General features: G+C 54.8%; 16 protein-coding genes, 2 tRNA genes and 1 pseudogene. 11 read left to right on the top strand and 8 right to left on the bottom strand.

Features of this window, described 5'->3' with window-relative positions; all coding sequences use genetic code 11:
* Window positions 1-50 precede the first annotated feature (50 nt).
* Window positions 51-686 carry a riboflavin synthase gene (locus ABLV08_RS00140; protein WP_015366888.1) on the bottom strand — a complete coding sequence of 212 codons (636 nt, stop codon included), beginning with the start codon at window positions 684-686 and terminating at the stop codon, window positions 51-53.
* Between the two features lie 230 nt (window positions 687-916).
* On the opposite strand from ABLV08_RS00140, the gene mdtK reads away from it, so the two are divergent.
* Window positions 917-2,290, top strand: coding sequence for an MdtK family multidrug efflux MATE transporter (gene mdtK, locus ABLV08_RS00135; protein WP_015366890.1), 1,374 nt, complete (start codon window positions 917-919; stop codon window positions 2,288-2,290).
* A gap of 55 nt (window positions 2,291-2,345) precedes the next feature.
* Here mdtK and ABLV08_RS00130 read toward each other — a convergent pair whose 3' ends face one another.
* The gene (locus ABLV08_RS00130; RefSeq protein WP_125992022.1) at window positions 2,346-2,915 is read right to left on the bottom strand and encodes a TIGR00730 family Rossman fold protein; all 570 of its coding nucleotides are present in this window, start codon (window positions 2,913-2,915) and stop codon (window positions 2,346-2,348) included.
* Between the two features lie 249 nt (window positions 2,916-3,164).
* Here ABLV08_RS00130 and ABLV08_RS00125 point away from each other — a divergent pair.
* Both ABLV08_RS00125 and ABLV08_RS00120 read left to right on the top strand, forming a co-directional pair.
* Window positions 3,165-3,241, top strand: a tRNA-Val gene (locus tag ABLV08_RS00125).
* Window positions 3,242-3,244: 3 nt separating this feature from the next.
* Window positions 3,245-3,321 (top strand) — tRNA-Val (locus ABLV08_RS00120).
* A gap of 53 nt (window positions 3,322-3,374) precedes the next feature.
* Here ABLV08_RS00120 and ABLV08_RS00115 read toward each other — a convergent pair.
* Both ABLV08_RS00115 and ABLV08_RS00110 read right to left on the bottom strand, forming a co-directional pair.
* Window positions 3,375-3,692 (bottom strand): putative quinol monooxygenase, encoded by a 318-nt coding sequence (locus tag ABLV08_RS00115; protein ID WP_015705218.1) that lies wholly within the window; start codon window positions 3,690-3,692, stop codon window positions 3,375-3,377.
* 101 nt (window positions 3,693-3,793) lie between these two features.
* The gene (locus ABLV08_RS00110) at window positions 3,794-4,396 is read right to left on the bottom strand and encodes a cupin domain-containing protein (protein ID WP_045388362.1); all 603 of its coding nucleotides are present in this window, start codon (window positions 4,394-4,396) and stop codon (window positions 3,794-3,796) included.
* A 43-nt stretch (window positions 4,397-4,439) separates the two neighbouring features.
* Between ABLV08_RS00110 and ABLV08_RS00105 the strand changes: the two genes are divergently transcribed.
* The 3 genes from ABLV08_RS00105 (at window position 4,440) to ABLV08_RS00095 (ending at window position 5,822) form a co-directional block, all read left to right on the top strand.
* Window positions 4,440-5,126: a B3/4 domain-containing protein gene (locus ABLV08_RS00105; RefSeq protein ID WP_015366894.1), complete on the top strand. Its 687-nt coding sequence runs from the start codon at window positions 4,440-4,442 to the stop codon at window positions 5,124-5,126.
* Window positions 5,127-5,147: 21 nt separating this feature from the next.
* Window positions 5,148-5,498, top strand: a complete 351-nt coding sequence (locus tag ABLV08_RS00100) for a hypothetical protein (protein ID WP_045366850.1) — start codon at window positions 5,148-5,150, stop codon at window positions 5,496-5,498.
* A gap of 114 nt (window positions 5,499-5,612) precedes the next feature.
* Window positions 5,613-5,822 carry a YdgH/BhsA/McbA-like domain containing protein gene (locus tag ABLV08_RS00095; RefSeq protein ID WP_015366896.1) on the top strand — a complete coding sequence of 70 codons (210 nt, stop codon included), beginning with the start codon at window positions 5,613-5,615 and terminating at the stop codon, window positions 5,820-5,822.
* 89 nt (window positions 5,823-5,911) lie between these two features.
* Here the strand turns inward: ABLV08_RS00095 and ABLV08_RS00090 are convergent.
* The 4 genes and pseudogenes from ABLV08_RS00090 to ABLV08_RS00075 all read right to left on the bottom strand — a co-directional run bounded on the left by ABLV08_RS00090 (window position 5,912) and on the right by ABLV08_RS00075 (window position 11,189).
* Window positions 5,912-6,586, bottom strand: a pseudogene (locus ABLV08_RS00090) (carboxymuconolactone decarboxylase family protein).
* A gap of 110 nt (window positions 6,587-6,696) precedes the next feature.
* Window positions 6,697-7,332 (bottom strand): carbonic anhydrase, encoded by a 636-nt coding sequence (locus ABLV08_RS00085; RefSeq protein WP_015366898.1) that lies wholly within the window; start codon window positions 7,330-7,332, stop codon window positions 6,697-6,699.
* Between the two features lie 148 nt (window positions 7,333-7,480).
* Complete coding sequence (locus ABLV08_RS00080; protein ID WP_348855398.1) at window positions 7,481-9,130, bottom strand: OFA family MFS transporter; 1,650 nt, start codon at window positions 9,128-9,130, stop codon at window positions 7,481-7,483.
* Window positions 9,131-9,410: 280 nt separating this feature from the next.
* Window positions 9,411-11,189, bottom strand: a complete 1,779-nt coding sequence (locus ABLV08_RS00075) for a sigma-54-dependent Fis family transcriptional regulator (RefSeq protein WP_015366900.1) — start codon at window positions 11,187-11,189, stop codon at window positions 9,411-9,413.
* Window positions 11,190-11,674: 485 nt separating this feature from the next.
* Between ABLV08_RS00075 and ygeW the strand changes: the two genes are divergently transcribed.
* The 5 genes from ygeW (at window position 11,675) to arcC (ending at window position 17,798) form a co-directional block, all read left to right on the top strand.
* Window positions 11,675-12,862 (top strand): knotted carbamoyltransferase YgeW, encoded by a 1,188-nt coding sequence (gene ygeW, locus ABLV08_RS00070; protein ID WP_015366901.1) that lies wholly within the window; start codon window positions 11,675-11,677, stop codon window positions 12,860-12,862.
* Window positions 12,863-12,921: 59 nt separating this feature from the next.
* The gene (gene dpaL / locus ABLV08_RS00065) at window positions 12,922-14,121 is read left to right on the top strand and encodes a diaminopropionate ammonia-lyase (RefSeq protein ID WP_348855395.1); all 1,200 of its coding nucleotides are present in this window, start codon (window positions 12,922-12,924) and stop codon (window positions 14,119-14,121) included.
* Window positions 14,122-14,184: 63 nt separating this feature from the next.
* The gene (locus tag ABLV08_RS00060) at window positions 14,185-15,396 is read left to right on the top strand and encodes a YgeY family selenium metabolism-linked hydrolase (protein WP_015705213.1); all 1,212 of its coding nucleotides are present in this window, start codon (window positions 14,185-14,187) and stop codon (window positions 15,394-15,396) included.
* Window positions 15,397-15,447: 51 nt separating this feature from the next.
* Window positions 15,448-16,854, top strand: a complete 1,407-nt coding sequence (hydA, locus tag ABLV08_RS00055) for a dihydropyrimidinase (protein WP_213200251.1) — start codon at window positions 15,448-15,450, stop codon at window positions 16,852-16,854.
* A gap of 11 nt (window positions 16,855-16,865) precedes the next feature.
* Window positions 16,866-17,798 carry a carbamate kinase gene (gene arcC / locus ABLV08_RS00050; RefSeq protein ID WP_015366905.1) on the top strand — a complete coding sequence of 311 codons (933 nt, stop codon included), beginning with the start codon at window positions 16,866-16,868 and terminating at the stop codon, window positions 17,796-17,798.
* Window positions 17,799-17,839 lie beyond the last annotated feature (41 nt).

Here is a 17,839-nt window from a genome sequence, read left to right as displayed (position 1 = left end):
CTCGCTAAAAAAAGCCCCCGTAGAAATGTATTTCTGCGGGGGCTTTTTTATTATTCTTCCGCGCTTTTTTGCGCCGCTTCTTTTGCCGCCAGCACGCGTTCCACGGTATCCACCACCGCCTGAGTTTGCGGATCGATTTCGATATTTACTTTATCGCCGAGTTTTTTCACCCCAAGCGTGGTGCGCTGCAGCGTTTCCGGAATAAGATGCACGCAGAAACGAGTCGGGGTCACTTCACCAACCGTCAGGCTAATACCGTCCACGCCAATGAACCCTTTATACAGGATATATTTCATCAGCGCCGGGTCCTGTACCTTAAACCAAATCTGGCGATTGTTTTCCGAGGTGAGGATTTTAACGACTTCGGCGGTGGTCATAATATGGCCGGACATCAAATGGCCGCCGATTTCATCACTGAATTTCGCTGCTCGCTCGACGTTGACCATATCGCCTTCATGGATAGCGCCAAGATTAGTGATACGCAGCGTCTCTTTCATCAAGTCAAAGCTGATTCGCGGGCCGTCAATTTCGGTAACGGTCAGGCAACAGCCATTGTGCGCCACCGAAGCACCGGTCTCCAGGCCATCGAGCATATGCGCCGGCAGCTCCACCACGTGGGTGCGGAAATTCGGTTTCTCATCGATGGACACCACTTTCGCAGTCCCCTGTACAATACCAGTAAACATACTTTGCTCCTGTTGAGAATCGTGACGGTATCATTACCGTTATATATACGCGGAACAATAACAGTTGGCCAAACAGGTTGCCAGCGCGCATCGTGCCCCCACCATTTTTTCACTGGCTTAATGGCTAATCCTCGCTACAATAGACTGGAAATTCCTCCTGTTTTTTCTTCTTGCTGCCATTTAAGGCGGCTTTTTTAGTCTCAAAATAACAACAATATAAAGGTGTTCACGTGCAGAAGTACTTTATAGAAGCGCGTCAGTTATTAGCATTGGCTATCCCGGTCATTCTGGCGCAGGTCGCCCAGACGGCGATGGGCTTTGTCGATACGGTGATGGCCGGCGGCTACAGCGCAACCGATATGGCCGCCGTGGCTATCGGCACCTCGATCTGGCTACCTGCCATCCTGTTTGGCCACGGTCTGCTGCTGGCGCTAACGCCGGTTATCGCCCAACTTAATGGCTCCGGTCGCCGCGATCGTATCGCCCAGCAGGTACGCCAGGGCTTTTGGCTGGCGGGCTTTGTCTCCGTACTGGTGATGGTGGTGCTGTGGAACGCAGGCTATATCATCAGCTCGATGCACAACATCGACCCACAGCTTGCCGACAAAGCGGTGGGGTATCTGCGTGCGCTGCTATGGGGCGCGCCAGGCTATCTGTTCTTCCAGGTCGCGCGTAACCAGTGCGAAGGGCTGGCAAAAACTAAGCCCGGGATGGTGATGGGTTTTATCGGCCTGCTGGTCAACATTCCAGTGAACTACATTTTTATCTATGGTCATTTCGGTATGCCGGAACTTGGCGGCATCGGCTGCGGGGTCGCGACCGCCTCGGTCTACTGGGTCATGTTTGCCAGCATGCTGACCTGGGTGCGCCGCGCGCGCTCAATGCGCGATATCCGCTGCGCTGAGCGTTTCAGTAAACCTGATTTTTCGGTATTAAAACGGCTGGTACAGCTGGGGTTGCCAATCGCGCTGGCGCTGTTTTTTGAAGTCACGCTGTTCGCGGTTGTGGCGCTGCTGGTTTCGCCATTGGGGATTATCGATGTCGCAGGGCATCAAATCGCCCTTAACTTCAGTTCGCTGATGTTCGTTCTTCCGCTCTCGCTGGCGGCGGCGGTAACAATCCGCGTTGGTTTTCGTCTCGGCCAGGGCTCGACGCTGGATGCCCAGACCTCCGCGCGTACCGGGGTCGGCGTGGGCGTCTGCATGGCAATGATCACCGCGATTTTCACGATCCTGATGCGTAAGCAGATTGCTCTGCTGTACAACGATAACCCTGAGGTGGTGCTACTGGCCTCACAGCTGATGCTGCTGGCGGCGATTTATCAGATTTCCGACTCCATTCAGGTGATCGGCAGCGGTATTCTGCGCGGTTATAAAGATACGCGGTCGATCTTCTTTATTACCTTCACCGCTTACTGGGTACTTGGCCTGCCAAGCGGTTATCTGCTGGCGCTGACGGATATTGTGGTGCCACGGATGGGGCCTGCGGGTTTCTGGTGCGGCTTTATCATCGGCCTGACCTCCGCTGCCATCATGATGATGCTGCGCATGCGCTTCCTGCAACGTCAGCCGTCAAGCGTGATCCTGCAGCGCGCCGCGCGTTAACCAGAAACGCTAAAGAAAAGGGCAAGCCGTTAAAACGGTTTGCCCTTTAATAGCGCTACTTCGCAAGCCATTTGCGCTGCGGCGGCGTATAGCGATGGAATGCGGTTAAAATCTCCTGTACATCATCGCTAAAAGTCAGCATCTCAGCATAGCGGCGATGCATAAACCCTTCGGCGGCCATTTTTTCCGCCATCGCCTGCAGCGGGTTGTAATAGCCGTTCACGTTCAGGAAAGCACAGGGCTTTTCATGAATACCGAGCTGCGCCCAGGTCCACTGTTCAAAAATCTCTTCCAGCGTTCCGGCTCCACCCGGCATGGCAATGAAGCCGTCCGCCAGCAGCGACATTTTGTTTTTGCGCTCATGCATATTCTCAACGACATGCAGCTCGCTTAATCCGCTATGCGCAATCTCACGCTCCACCAGCCCGCGCGGCATCACGCCAATGACCCGCCCGCCGTGTTTTATTGCAGCATCTGCCACGGCGCCCATGAGTCCTACTTTACCGCCGCCATACACAAGCTCCACCCCGGCTTGCGCCAGCGCCTTGCCAACCTGTTGCGCGTAAACCTGATAAATCGGGTTTTCCCCGGTAGAAGAACCACAAAAAATGCCAATTGCTTTCATTACTGCGCTCCGTCGTTTATTTGCCGCACACTCTAGCATAAAGTCGGTGAGCGTCTCCCCTGCCAATCCGGGCAGAAAAACGCAACGGAGCAGGACATTGTTGAAGAAATATCCTTTATCATCAGTAAAATATGGGCGATATGGATAAAAGTTCTGCAAACGCGTCTATTCTGCAAGAAAAGTGACGTTTGCCTCTTGCCACACGGCCTCCCTGCCGTTAATATGCGTCCCCGTTGTCACCACAACATTGCGTTCATAGCTCAGTTGGTTAGAGCACCACCTTGACATGGTGGGGGTCGTTGGTTCGAGTCCAATTAAACGCACCATATGCGTCCGTAGCTCAGTTGGTTAGAGCACCACCTTGACATGGTGGGGGTCGGTGGTTCGAGTCCACTCGGACGCACCATTTCAATCATTATTGATTTGGTGCGCACTTCTCTTCTTTCCTCTTGCTTTTATCTATAACGACATCAGTCGCTGTACCTGAATACTCTCCAGTTTCCCCTCCAGAATCGCCAGAAAATCGTCATGATACGGCATCGCAACGTGCTGTTTTAGATCGTCTTCCGAGCGCCAACGCTCAATAAACACAAATGAGATCTTTCCTTGCCGGGAAAGCTGCCTGACATCAGGGATCTCCCGGCTTTCGTGCAGGTCATATTGCAGGCACCCTGCTTCTCTGTGCGTCGGCGGCACCATGGCTAATGCCGCATTTCTGATGGTGTCGATATATTCAGGATGGGGGGTCAGCGTGGCAACAATTTTGACTTCACTCATAAGGCTTCCTCTGGCTCACCGCGTTCCCCTGGAGGCTATATCTATCCAGGGCGTGAATTATTCAGCGTAGTGGTGAAGCCAGCATTACGCCAGAGTCCGCGTCAGCGCCCTTTCTCATACACCGTCATGGTAAAGACGACGGGTAACTCGCTAACATTACAATATTCATGTGGCACATCGGTACGTGCTACCGCAGAACACCCTTCAGCCACCTGATATGGGTCATTATTCACCGTAAGGGTGAGTTCTCCCTCGGTCACGTATAGCAGTTCCCAGGTGTCGGCCGGATGCCCCGGTGAACGGAACGATTCGCCAGGCAACATCCGCCACTGCCAGAGTTCAAGCATATCCGGTCCGCTGGTGCCGGCCAGCAGCCTGGCGCTGCCGCCCTGCTCGCCGCGCCATAATACCGGAATCGCATCACGGTCGATAAGATGAACCATCGGCTCACTGGCAACGTTGACAAACTCCGCCACCGACACCCCCATCGCCGCAGCGATTTTGCACAACAGTGCGATACTGGGATTCGCCCTACACCCTTCGATATCCACCAGCATCCCTTTACTGACGCCGGCGCGACGGGAAAGCTCGTCGAGAGAGATCTTCTTTTCGCGTCGAAACTGCTTAATACGCCGCGATACCGCCTCATTAATGCGGCTTAGATCGTTACCGTTATCGGTCGTTATATTGACTTTATCATTCATCGGTCGATATTATGCTCTAAATCAGTCATTACAGGATTATGCAATGTCTCACCCATTACCGTCAATTAGCCCACAGTTAGCCGGGATCGCTCCTGGGTTTCGGGCACTGAGTATTACCGTCAACGCTGCGCCGCTAAGTGATGCTTCTATCGGTGAAGCCGCGCTGGCGTCAGCCTGTCAGGCAGTATTAGCCGGAGAGCCCGCATGGGCGGAGGACCATCTCGCGGCATGGTCTACGGTATTCAAAGCGTTTGGCGCTAAACCGAAACGTACGCCCTGTTCCGCAGAGGCGTTGCGTAAACGCGTACTTCGCGATGGCGCCATGCCGGCAATTGACCCGGTCGTTGACCTCTACAATGCCGTCAGTCTGCGGTATGCCATTCCCGTCGGCGGCGAGAACATCGCCGCCTATTGCGGCGCGCCGCGTCTGGTCATCGCCGACGGCTCTGAGCCCTTTGATACGATGAAGGAAGGCTTAGCCGCCGTTGAATCACCGGAACCGGGAGAAGTCATTTGGCGTGACGATCGCGGTGTGACCTGCCGCCGCTGGAACTGGCGACAGGGAGTTCGTACCCGCCTGAGCGCTCGCGATCGACAGATGTGGTTTATTCTGGAAAGCCTGCCAGAGATGCCGCTCGAAGCGCTGCATGAGGCCGGCCGCATGCTTACCGGGGGGCTGGAGCAGATGATGCCCGGCTTGAGCCACCAGTCCACGCTAATCAGCCTATAAAGTCAGACACAGGAGCAGGTAATGTCACTATTTTTAACCAGTTTTATCTTTGAGAAGAAAGAGTACGACGATGACTTTTATCAACTGGACGGCGAGATCGAGCGCTATACCCAGTCGCTGGAGGGATTTATCGGTATGGAGAGCTATCATGATGCCGCCAGCGGCCGAATCATCAACAACTACTACTGGCGCGACCGACAGTCTATGGAAATGATGATGAACCATCTGCAACACCAGCAGGCCAAAGCTCAGGGGCAACGCTGGATCGCCGGTTATCAAACCATCGTTGCCGAGATTGAGGGCAGCCATAATATGAACCTGCCCCATCCACTTGCAGAGTATCCACTACGCTATCAAACACAACATCAGTGATTTTGAACAAGACAGGCAAATTGTTTCGATTTTAAACAATCATCATTGGTTCTATTCTTATCACATCGGAGCAACAGCGCTCCTCACCAAACAAAATCTTTAAGGAATATGACCATGAAATCCATCAAAACTTTTGCTGCAGTTACCGTGCTGTCCCTGATGTCATTCGGTGCTTTTGCCCAGAGCGTAACGGCAACCGCTTCAACCCTGGACCGTGCGGAAGCCAAAATTGCCGCCCAGGCTGCGGAGCAAGGCGCGTCTTATAAAATTACCAGCGCCCAGTTCAATAACCGCGTCTATATGACTGCCGAACTGAGCAAATAATAGTGCGAGTGTGACGCGCCAGGCTTTATCTCTGGCGCGCCGCGCTGCTTTTCAGCGAAGACAATGTCGTTGTCCTCTCCACCGATGCTTCAACTACCTGCCACTTGCTCCAGCACCGCCAAGGCCTTTTCCGCTATTTCGGCGCTGACTTTTGTCGCCAGCACGTCAATAAATCCACGCAGCTGCTGCGCCGTCAGGCCGTTGTGCAGGCTAATCGCGTAATGGCTCTTCAGCTGGCTTTCCACGCCCGATAGTGCGGCCAGCATTGAGATCGTCGCCAGCTCGCGCGTCGGCCAATCCAGGACGTCACGCTGGAAAATATCGCCAAACAGATGCGCCTTCAGATAGCAGTCGATAGCTGGCGCAAATTCAAATAGCGGTCCGCTGACCGTTTGCCCGACCAGCTGTGTCTGATTACGGCTACCGGCCTGCAGGCTATCCCAATTCTCCGGTAACGGGGTCGCTGTCGCCCCCTAGTTATCAATAACGCCTCGCACCTGACGCTCGGTTATCACCTTCATCAGGCAGGAGAGCGCATTCAGGCTACGCGGAAAGCCGCAGTAGGCGTACAGCTGCACCAGCGTCTCTTTTAACTCATTTATCGTCAGGCCGGTGTCCAGCGCGGTATCCAGCGCATGGGCCAGCGCCGCGATATTGCCTTCGGCGGCCAGGGCGGCAACCGGGATCAGCGCCTGTTGGCGCGCGTTCAATGGGTTTTGCATCGTTTGTTCTCCAAACGGAAAGTATCGACAGGAGAAAAAGATTATAGAAACTTGGCAGGGGGTTGATTAGCCAGGCAAAAACGAACAGACCTATGAGATGGGCTCATGAATTATCTATTACGATGCACAGGGCTTCCTTGCCCTGGGGGATATTATTCGAAGTAGACTTCCGGGTTTTCCGACAGTGAAACGAAGGTTTTGGTGTCTTTATCCAGCGCGCGAATATCGCCGCTTTCAATATCATAGAACCAGCCGTGCAGACGCAGGGTTTTGTCACGCAGGCCAACCGCAACCGACGGATGCGTTTTAATGTTGTTCAACTGGGCAATAACGTTTTCCTGCACCATACCGTTCACTTTATCGGTCTCGCTGGCCCAGGTTTTCTTCTCAACCACCGCTTTCGCCGCGTCGGAGTAGCGCAACCAGTGGGAAACGGCAGGCATTGGTTCCAGACACTGGCAGGTGGCGATGGCTTTCATCGCACCGCAATTGGAGTGGCCGCAGATGACAATATCCGTCACACCGAGGGCGACAACCGCATATTCAATGGTGGCTGACACGCCGCCCGGCTCCGGCCCGAAAGAGGGCACAATATTACCGGCATTACGAATAACGAACAGCTGCCCTGGCTCCTGCTGGGTAACCAGCTCCGGGACCAGGCGGCTATCAGAACAAGAGATGAACAACGCTTTTGGATTCTGGCTCGACGCCAGGCTGCGGAAGAGCTCTTTGCGTTGCGGGAAAATCTCTTTCTGGAAGTTGAGGAAGCCCTCAATGATATGTTGCATAGCAGTGTCTCTTTTCTCTGTAGTAATTACGATATGACAAAGATCACATTTAGCTAGTTTATCACCGAAGCGCAGAATGGGAATCGTTATTGGTAATAGCTGTGCAATAAGCACCCAACCTGTCCTTTGGGTGCTTGCCTCTGTGGGTCTACATAAAGAACTTCACCGCTTGTTGCAAGGTGGTACCCATTCCCCACAGCAAAGGTATACCGACGGCCAGCCAGCTTAGCGTCAGCAGCAGCGGCGCGGGCGTAGGTTCCCAGCTCAGCTGCGCGTCTTTATTGATAGTATACAGGCCCCTCGCCTGCTGCTGTTGCTCCGCGGTCATGGCATATTTCTGCGGAATCGGCCGAACCAGCTGATTACAAATAAAGCCGATGATAAGCAACCCAGTCAACGCCAGCAGCGTGATGTCATAAATTCTCGCGGGTTCCACCCCCTGCGCCAGCTGGTACTCGCGCAAATAGTTGACCAGCACCGGGCCGCTGATCCCGGCCGCCGACCAGGCAGTCAGCAGACGGCCATGAATCGCGCCAACCATTTGTGAGCCAAATACGTCGGCAAGATACGCCGGGATGGTCGCGAAACCGCCGCCGTACATAGAAATAATCACACAGAGCGCACAAACAAAAAACGCCACGTAGCCGCCGTGGTTAATCAACGGTAACGTGCCGTAAAGTAGGGTTCCCAGAAAGAAGATCAGCGCGAAGGTGGCTTTCCTGCCGCACATATCGGAAACAGAAGCCCAGAAAAAGCGCCCCAGAATATTAAACAGGCTGAGCAGCCCGGTAAATCCCGCCGCCATCGTCGCGATGCGCTTCAGCTGTTCTGTATTAAGTTCCTGCCAGCCCAGATCCAGTGATAGTAGCTTACCGGCAAAAATCTCCTGCAGCATCGGCGAGGCCATGCCGAGAATGCCAATCCCGGCGGTAACGTTGAGCCACAGCACCAGCCACAGCAGCCAGAATTGCGGGGTGCGCCACGCGACGCTGACGTGAACCTGAACGGTTGGCTGTTTGCTGATGGCTTGCTGCGCCTTCGCGCCGACCGGATGCCAGCCCATAGGCGGCAGACGGTAACCAAAAGTGCCGCAGAGCATGAACAGCGCATATATCACCGCCAGCGCCAGAATGCTCTGCCATACCCCACTTCCCTGACCATCGGCGAAAAAATTAATCAGCCAATTGGCCAGCGGCGCTCCCACCAGCGCCCCGCCGCCGAAGCCCATGATCGCCATTCCCGCGGCCATCCCTCGCTTATCGGGGAACCAGCGCAACAGCGTTGAGACCGGCGAGATATAGCCAAGCCCCAGGCCAATGCCACCAATCACACCGGCGCCCAACCACAGTAGCCACAGCTGATGAAAATAGATTGCCGCGCTCGCCAGCACCAGGCCGCCACACCAGCAGAGGGTGGCGACAAAACTCACCAGACGCGGGCCAACCTTCTCCAGCCAGCTCCCCCAAAGCGCCGCGGAGCAGCCGAGAAAAACGAAGAACAGCGTATAGGTCCAGCCGAGCAGGGAAATTTTCCAGTCGCACTGGCGGGTCACCAGTTGCTGCCAGAATGACATATCGACCGGACACTGCAGCGGCGCGCTGCCGCCAATCAGCTGCGACATTGGCAGCCAGTAGACGGAAAAGCCGTAGGCCATGCCAATGCACAAATGCACCGCCAGCGCCGCGGGAGGGAGCAACCAGCGGTTAAATCCAGGTTTAGCAATAATGCGGGGCTTAGCAAAAAAACGACTCAACGATGAAACGGGCGGAGTCGCGAGATTCTCATTTATCTGCACCATATTCCTGTCCTTATCATGTTTGTTTGCCGACTATCGCAGTAGCCGACGGCAAACGGTAAAGGCAAGAACAATGCCACCTGCTGAAAAAACGAACAGAAAATGGCGACTGAAGCGAGCAAGCACAACCCATAAGCCATGAGGAGAGGGAGTTGAAAGCTGTAAAAAAAGAGAAAATCATCGGTAGTGATTTTCTCTTTTCCGGACATCGGGGTGTTTTCGTTGCCAGATCAATAACGATCGGCGATTTTGATAAACGTTGCTCTCAGAGTGATACGGCTTATCAGACCCCGACCAGTTCATACTTTTTAATTTTGCGATATAGCGTCGCAATGCCGATACCGAGCTCATCGGCGGCCTGCTTTTTATTGCTATAGCGCGTCAGCGCATCGCGGATCATCTGTTTTTCCATCTCCTCCAGCGCCGTTCCCCCCTCTTCTTCTTTCGCAACGCTGGCTGGCGCCGCCCGGCTGCTTTCGCGCTCGTTGACTTTGCCGCTGCTGATAAGATTTGGCGGCAGCAGCGACAGATCAATCACCTCGCCGGAGGGAACCACGTTAACCAGATACTCCATCAAGTTACTCAGCTCGCGAATATTGCCCGGCCAGCGGTAGTTCTTCAGTAAGGCGATGACTTCCGGGGACACGCCGGGATAGACCAGCTCCAGCCGACGGGTGTGCAGATGCAGGAAATAGTGAATCAGCAGTTCGATATCATCCTGACGCTCGCGCAAAGGCGGCAGGCGTAGTGGGATGACATTAAGCCGATAGAACAGATCTTCTCGGAATTTCCCTTCGGCAATGAACTGCTCAAGGTTTTGGTTAGTGGCCGAAATAATGCGGATATCGACCGGCACCGGATGGCTGGCGCCCACCGGCTGAATTTCGCGCGATTCAATCGCCCGCAGCAGCTTGGCCTGTAGGGTTAATGGCATATCGCCGATTTCATCAAGAAACAGCGTGCCGTGATTAGCCGCCTGAATCAGACCGGTCTTGCCGTTGGCCGAGGCCCCGGTAAATGCGCCTTTGACGTAACCAAAGAGTTCGCTCTCCAGTAGCTGTTCGGGGATGGCCGCGCAGTTGATCGCGATGAAAGGCTTCGCCTGACGGTCGCTGAGCTTATGCACCGCGCGAGCGACCACCTCTTTGCCGGTTCCACTTTCGCCGACGATCATCACGCTCGACGGGCTTGGCGCCACGCGGGTAATCAGTTTTTTCAGCTGACGCATTGGCCGACATTCGCCAACCATCTGTTCAATCTGCGGGCCATCCTGCGGTGGCGCCAGATCGGCCGACGAATGCGACTGATGGAAGGCCATTAAGAACAGCCATTGATCCTGAATAGCGTGCAGCTGACCGATAATAAGCTCTTTCTTATCATCAAAAGAAATGACGTGCTGTACGTGACCGCGAATAAAGTTTTGCGCAAAAGTCAGCGGACGAAAATGAATAGTTTTGCCAATCATACTGCCATGATTCGCGCCAAGGATTTTCATCGCCGCCTGATTGGCAAATTTCACTTTTTGATCCTGGCTAACCACCAGCACGCCCTGATCCATGTTTTCAATCATGGTGGAAAACATTTTAAGCATATTATCTCCCCCGCCCTGGTCCTCTAACAGGCGGGAGACAAATATTGAAGAAACATGACGTACATAATCTGAGAACTCGTGAAGGTTGTCATTAATGCGCTCCTGCTGCTCGCGAGTTAAGGCGACCAGGCTAATAACCCCGACACACTGTTCTTGATAAATCACCGGGGTACCCAGAAATGCCTTTTCTTTACAGTTCTCTTTATTGGTACAGTCTTTACACAAGGGATCAAAACGCGAATGAGTCACGACCTTTTCTTTTTTTGTTTCTATTATGTAACGTAAAAGTCGCGAATCTGTATTTAATTTTCGCCCCAGGAATTTACCGTAGGCGCCGGTACCGGCAACCCGGCACAGCGTATTGTCGACAATCTCGACTTCGAGTTGTAACACGCTGGAGAGCATGCGGGCAAAACGTTGAATCGTTGGCTGAATCTGCATTAAAACGGATAGCGAATTGGAGGGAATCATAATTGACCTTTTAATATCAGTAGCCGAAAGAAAATGCTGAAGATCGACTCTTTTTATTCTGCGTTTATCATACTACCGCCGCCCAGGTTGAAAAAAGGTGCCAACCCTGCGCTTTTTTACAGCTTAAAGAAAATATGGAAGAGGTATCACATTTTCCTCTCAATATGATAATCCGCAGGGCAAAATTATCATTTTGGTGTTGAAATCACCGTCGCAGAACGATATCCACGCTTGTCTGACGGCTCAAAGTAAATTTACCGTGACAACTGGCAAATGAATTTCATTTCCATCAGTTGAGCGTTACAAGCCATTTTTCGTGACCCGCCTCGCATAATTCCCGACTTTTCCACTCACCCACCGCGACTGAATTATAACTGGCACGCTTATTGTTAGTGGTAATACAGCGCTGGCCGTCGCCACTTACATCAATGTCATTTCGACTGCACAGCAATCAATAAGCCGTCATTCACTACCAGGATCGAAATATGAAAACTGTTAACGAACTGATCAAGGATATCAATAAGCTCAACTCTAACCTGCATGAAAAAGATTTCCTGCTGACGTGGGAGCAATCGCCGGACGAGCTGAAGCAGGTGCTGGATGTCGCCGCAGCGCTGAAAACGTTACGGGCGGAAAACATCGCGACCAAAGTTTTTAACAGCGGACTGGGTATTTCGGTCTTTCGCGATAACTCCACCCGCACCCGCTTCTCTTATGCCTCGGCGTTAAACCTGCTCGGCCTGGCGCAGCAGGACCTCGACGAAGGTAAGTCGCAGATAGCCCACGGTGAAACGGTGCGCGAAACCGCCAATATGATCTCCTTCTGCGCAGACGCTATCGGTATTCGCGACGATATGTATCTCGGCGCCGGCAACGCCTATATGCGTGAAGTCGGCGAAGCGCTGGATGACGGCCACAAACAGGGCGTACTGCCGCAGCGCCCGGCATTAATAAACCTGCAGTGCGACATCGACCATCCGACGCAGGCGATGGCCGATCTGGCCTGGCTGCGTGAACACTTCGGCTCGCTGGAAAATCTGAAAGGTAAAAAAATTGCCATGACCTGGGCCTACTCGCCAAGCTACGGCAAACCGCTTTCCGTCCCGCAGGGAATCATCGGCCTGATGACCCGCTTCGGTATGGATGTCACCCTCGCCCATCCAGAGGGCTACGATCTGATCCCGGACGTTATCGAAGTGGCGAAGAAAAACGCCGCGGCTTCCGGCGGCAGCTTCCGTCAGGTCACCGATATGGCGGAAGCCTTTAAAGACGCCGATATTGTCTACCCGAAATCCTGGGCGCCATACAAAGTGATGGAACAACGCACCGAGCTACTGCGCGCCAACGACCATGACGGGCTGAAAGCGCTGGAAAAAGCCTGTCTCGCCCAGAACGCCAATCACAAAGACTGGCACTGTACCGAAGAGATGATGAAGCACACCAAAGACGGTGACGCGCTGTATATGCACTGCCTGCCGGCGGATATTACCGGCGTCTCCTGCGAGGAAGGCGAAGTCACCGAAGCGGTGTTCGAGAAATATCGTATCGCCACCTATAAAGAGGCCAGCTGGAAGCCGTACATCATCGCCGCCATGATCCTCTGTCGCAAATATGCCAAACCCGGTCAGTTGCTGGAGCAACTGCTGCAGGACGCGCAAAAACGCATCAAATAACCTCGCGAGCCGGTCTGCGGGCCGGCTTCCCCGACTCCAAAGAAGGATAAGGACAGAATATGTCTACTTTTTCGCTGAAAATGGATATTGCCGACAACCGTTTCTTTACCGGTGAAACCTCGCCGCTGTTCTCTCGTCAGCAGGCACAACAGGCGCGCCATTTTCATCAAAAAATCGCCGGTTACCAACCGACGCCGCTGTATGCCCTGAAGGAACTGGCGACGCTGTTCGGCGTAAAGAACATCCTGGTAAAAGATGAATCCCAGCGCTTTGGCCTCAACGCCTTCAAAATGCTCGGCGGCGCCTACGCCATCGCCCAACTGTTGTGTGAAAAATACCATCTCGATATTAACGCCTTCTCGTTTGAGACCCTGAAATCCACCATCAAAGAGAAGATGACTTTCGCCACTACCACCGACGGCAACCACGGGCGCGGCGTCGCCTGGGCCGCCCAGCAGCTTGGGCAAAACGCGGTGGTGTACATGCCGAAAGGTTCAGCGCAGGAACGCGTGGACGCCATTTTACGCCTCGGCGCGGAATGTATCGTTACCGATATGAACTACGACGATACCGTGCGCTTTACCATGCAAACCGCACATAAAAACGGCTGGGAAGTGGTACAGGACACCGCATGGGAAGGCTACACCAAAATTCCAACCTGGATTATGCAAGGTTACGCCACCCTCGCCGATGAAGCGGTAGAACAAATGGCGGCGATGGGCATTGCTCGCCCTACCCACGTCTTCCTGCAGGCCGGTGTCGGCGCGATGGCTGGCGGCGTGCTCGGTTATCTGGTCGACGTTTTCGGCGCCCGCGATTTGCACTCGGTGATCGTGGAGCCTGAACTGGCGGACTGCATCTATCGCTCCGGGTTAAAAGGCGACATCGTCAACGTCGGCGGCGACATGGCCACCATCATGGCAGGACTGGCCTGCGGCGAACCTAACCCGCTGGGCTGGGAAATCCTGCGCAACTGCGCCACCCAATTTATCTCCTGCCAGGATGCCGTTGCCGCCCTCGGTATGCGCGTACTCGGTAATCCTGTCGGCAATGACCACCGGGTTATCTCCGGTGAATCCGGCGCCGTCGGGCTCGGGACGCTGGCCGCCGTCCACTTCCATCCGCAGCGCCAGGCGCTGATGAACAAACTGGGGCTCGATAGCCACTCCGTGGTGCTGGTCATCAGCACCGAAGGCGACACCGACGTGCAGCATTACCGCGAGGTCGTCTGGGAAGGCAAGCTGCCGGCAGCACAATAAACGTTCAACTTATTCAACATATTCATCCCGCGAAGCGGGAAACCAGGACCGGAGAGTTAATTCATGGCTAAGCACATTCCTTTCAAACTGATTGTCGAAAAAGCAAACCACTACCAGCAGGATATGACCCGCTTCCTGCGCGATATGATCGCTATCCCCAGCGAAAGCTGTGACGAAAAACGCGTCGTGCATCGTATTAAAGAAGAGATGGAAAAAGTCGGCTTCGATAAAGTCGAGATTGACCCGATGGGCAACGTGCTGGGCTATATCGGCCACGGCCCGCGACTGGTCGCCATGGACGCGCATATTGATACCGTTGGCATCGGTAACATCAAGAACTGGACCTTCGACCCCTATCAGGGGATGGAAACCGATGAGCTGATCGGCGGGCGCGGCGCGTCCGACCAGGAAGGCGGGATGGCGTCGATGGTCTACGCTGGAAAAATCATCAAGGACCTCGGTCTGGAAGATGAATATACCCTGCTGGTGACCGGTACCGTTCAGGAGGAAGATTGTGACGGTCTGTGCTGGCAGTACATCATCGAACAGTCCGGCATTCGCCCGGAATTCGTGGTCAGTACCGAGCCAACGGATTGCCAAATCTATCGCGGCCAGCGCGGGCGTATGGAGATTCGCGTTGATGTCCAGGGAGTAAGCTGCCACGGCTCGGCGCCGGAGCGTGGCGATAATGCCATCTTCAAAATGGGTCCAATTCTTAACGAACTGCAGGAGCTCTCCCATAACCTTGGCAATGATGAGTTCCTGGGTAAAGGCACCCTCACCGTTTCAGAAATTTTCTTCACCTCGCCAAGCCGCTGCGCGGTTGCCGACAGCTGCGCGGTCTCTATCGACCGCCGTCTGACCTGGGGTGAAACCTGGGAAGGCGCGTTGGATGAGATCCGCGCCCTGCCTGCCGTGCAGAAGGCTGGCGCCGTGGTCTCAATGTACAACTATGAACGCCCGTCATGGACCGGGCTGGTTTATCCAACGGAATGCTACTTCCCGACCTGGAAAGTTGAAGAGGATCATTTCACCGTACGCGCGCTCAGCAACGCTTATGAAGGGCTGTTCGGTAAAGCGCCGGTGGTCGATAAATGGACCTTCTCCACCAACGGCGTTTCCATCATGGGCCGTCACGGCATCCCGGTTATCGGTTTCGGGCCAGGTAAAGAGCCGGAAGCCCATGCGCCAAATGAAAAAACCTGGAAACAGCATCTGGTGACCTGTGCCGCGATGTACGCCGCAATCCCGCTGAGCTGGCTGGCCACAGAGTAAGTTTGTACGGTTATTCCTCCCGCCGCGCGTCGGCGGGAGTCTGGAGTTTTTATGCGCGTACTGATTAAAAACGGCATCGTGGTCAACGCCGACGGCCAGGCAAAACAGGATCTGCTGATTGAAAACGGCCTGGTCAGCCAGCTCGCCGAACGGATAACCCCAACCGAACCTTGCCAGACTATCGATGCCGCAGGTTGCTATGTCATGCCCGGCGGCATTGATGTTCATACTCATTTTAATATCGATACCGGGCACGCCCGCAGCTGCGATGATTTCTTCACCGGCACCCGCGCCGCCGCCTGCGGCGGTACCACCACTATCGTCGACCATATGGGCTTCGGCCCCGCCGGCTGCCGCCTTCGTCACCAGCTAGAGGCCTATCACGGCTATGCCGCCTACAAAGCGGTGATCGACTACAGTTTTCACGGCGTTATCCAGCATATCAACCATGCCATCCTCGATGAAATCCCAATGATGGTTGAAGCCGGGATTAGCAGCTTCAAGCTTTACCTGACCTACCAGTATAAGTTGAACGATGATGAAGTGCTTCAGGCGATGCGCCATCTCCATCGCGCTGGCGCGCTAACCACCGTTCATCCGGAAAACGACGCCGCTATCGCCCGTAAACGGGCCGAATTTCTGGCGGCTGGCAAAACCGCGCCGCGCTACCACGCCCTTAGTCGCCCGCTGGAGTGTGAAGCGGAGGCTATCGCGCGAATGATCAATCTCGCCCAGCTCGCCGACAACGCGCCGCTGTATATCGTTCATCTCTCCAACGGCCTGGGGCTGGATTATCTGCGTCTCGCGCAGCGGCGGCGCCAGCCAGTGTGGATTGAAACCTGTCCGCAATATCTGTTGCTTGACGACCGCTGCTATGAACGCGAAGACGCGCTGGGTTATTTGTTAAGCCCGCCGCTGCGCAACGCCAGCAACAATGATGCGCTGTGGTGCGGTATCGCCGATGGTGCGATCGACGTGGTGGCGACCGATCATTGCGCTTTCTCGATGGCCCAACGCCAGCAGCTCTCCGGCGGCGATTTCAGCCGCTGTCCGAACGGCCTACCGGGGGTGGAAAACCGCCTATTGCTCATGTTTTCCCACGGCGTCATGACCGGGCGGATTTCAGCGCAGCGTTTCGTCGCGCTCACCAGCGCCACTCCCGCGAAGCTATTTGGCCTGTGGCCGAAAAAAGGACGATTGGCGCCCGGCGCAGACGGCGATGTCGTCATTATCGATCCGCAGCGCACCACCACGATCCGCCATGAGATGTTGCATGACAACGCCGACTATTCACCCTGGGAGGGCTTTATTTGCCAGGGCGCGATTCGCCAGACCTTATCGCATGGCCGGGTCATTTTTGATAACGGCACCTTTACCGGCAGCGCTGGTCAGGGACGTTTTTTACGCCGCGATCCCTTTTCTACCGCTCACCTTCCGGTCAGCGGAATCACATCTTAAGTGAGGTATTCATGAGTAAGAAAATTGTACTCGCCCTCGGCGGTAACGCGCTCGGCGAGGATCTGGCCGGACAAATGCAGGCCGTCAAACAAACCGCGCAGGCCATCGTCGACCTGATAGCCCAGGGCCACCAGGTAGTCGTGACCCACGGCAACGGCCCGCAGGTTGGGATGATTAATCTGGCCTTCGAAGCCGCAGCCAAAACCGAGGCCCATACCCCGATGCTGCCCATGTCGGTCTGTGTGGCGCTAAGCCAGGGTTATATCGGCTATGACCTGCAAAACGCCCTGCGCGAGGAGTTGCTGTCGCGATCGATGCATATCCCGGTGGCAACAATCATCACCCAGGTGGAAGTCGACGCCAACGACCCGGCGTTCAAAAATCCGACCAAACCTATCGGCTCTTTTTTCACTGAGCAGGAAGCAGAACAGCTGACGCGTCAGGGGTACGCCATGAAAGAAGATGCCGGACGCGGCTATCGCCGGGTTGTCGCCTCGCCGCAGCCGGTCGATATTATTGAGAAAGAGACGGTCAAAGCTCTCATGGACGCCTGCCACGTAGTGATCACCGCGGGCGGCGGCGGGATCCCGGTAATCCGCGAAGGCAATCATCTGCGCGGCGCCAGCGCGGTAATTGATAAAGACTGGGCCAGCGCTAAACTGGCGGCGATGATCGACGCCGACATGCTGATCATCCTGACCGCGGTCGAGAAAGTGGCGATCAACTTTGGCAAACCCAACGAGCAGTGGCTGGATAAGCTGTCGCTCAGCGATGCCGAACAGTTCATTCGTGAGGGGCACTTCGCTAAGGGTTCGATGCTGCCGAAGGTTGAGGCCGCCGCCTCATTCGCCCGTTCACGTCCGGGGCGCAAAGCGCTGATCACCGTATTAAATAAAGCCAAAGAAGGGATTGAAGGAAAAACCGGTACGGTCATTGAAGGGTAAAAAGGCACCGAATGTAGCCCCGGTAAGCGGTAGCGCCACCG

Source organism: Klebsiella sp. CN_Kp088 (assembly GCF_040064335.1).
Lineage (GTDB): Bacteria > Pseudomonadota > Gammaproteobacteria > Enterobacterales > Enterobacteriaceae > Klebsiella > Klebsiella aerogenes.
Note: the sequence above shows the minus strand (reverse complement) of the source record. Positions and strands in the feature narration are given on the sequence as shown.

Bases quoted from the DNA above. Each gene is read 5' to 3' on its own strand.
- ABLV08_RS00140 (WP_015366888.1), bottom strand. From the start codon at position 686: ATGTTTACTGGTATTGTACAGGGGACTGCGAAAGTGGTGTCCATCGAT.
- ABLV08_RS00130 (WP_125992022.1), bottom strand. From the start codon at position 2,915: ATGAAAGCAATTGGCATTTTTTGTGGTTCTTCTACCGGGGAAAACCCG.
- ABLV08_RS00115 (WP_015705218.1), bottom strand. From the start codon at position 3,692: ATGAGTGAAGTCAAAATTGTTGCCACGCTGACCCCCCATCCTGAATAT.
- ABLV08_RS00110 (WP_045388362.1), bottom strand. From the start codon at position 4,396: ATGAATGATAAAGTCAATATAACGACCGATAACGGTAACGATCTAAGC.
- ABLV08_RS00105 (WP_015366894.1), top strand. From the start codon at position 4,440: ATGTCTCACCCATTACCGTCAATTAGCCCACAGTTAGCCGGGATCGCT.
- ABLV08_RS00100 (WP_045366850.1), top strand. From the start codon at position 5,148: ATGTCACTATTTTTAACCAGTTTTATCTTTGAGAAGAAAGAGTACGAC.
- ABLV08_RS00095 (WP_015366896.1), top strand. From the start codon at position 5,613: ATGAAATCCATCAAAACTTTTGCTGCAGTTACCGTGCTGTCCCTGATG.
- ABLV08_RS00085 (WP_015366898.1), bottom strand. From the start codon at position 7,332: ATGCAACATATCATTGAGGGCTTCCTCAACTTCCAGAAAGAGATTTTC.
- ABLV08_RS00080 (WP_348855398.1), bottom strand. From the start codon at position 9,130: ATGGTGCAGATAAATGAGAATCTCGCGACTCCGCCCGTTTCATCGTTG.
- ABLV08_RS00075 (WP_015366900.1), bottom strand. From the start codon at position 11,189: ATGATTCCCTCCAATTCGCTATCCGTTTTAATGCAGATTCAGCCAACG.
- ygeW (WP_015366901.1), top strand. From the start codon at position 11,675: ATGAAAACTGTTAACGAACTGATCAAGGATATCAATAAGCTCAACTCT.
- dpaL (WP_348855395.1), top strand. From the start codon at position 12,922: ATGTCTACTTTTTCGCTGAAAATGGATATTGCCGACAACCGTTTCTTT.
- ABLV08_RS00060 (WP_015705213.1), top strand. From the start codon at position 14,185: ATGGCTAAGCACATTCCTTTCAAACTGATTGTCGAAAAAGCAAACCAC.
- hydA (WP_213200251.1), top strand. From the start codon at position 15,448: ATGCGCGTACTGATTAAAAACGGCATCGTGGTCAACGCCGACGGCCAG.
- arcC (WP_015366905.1), top strand. From the start codon at position 16,866: ATGAGTAAGAAAATTGTACTCGCCCTCGGCGGTAACGCGCTCGGCGAG.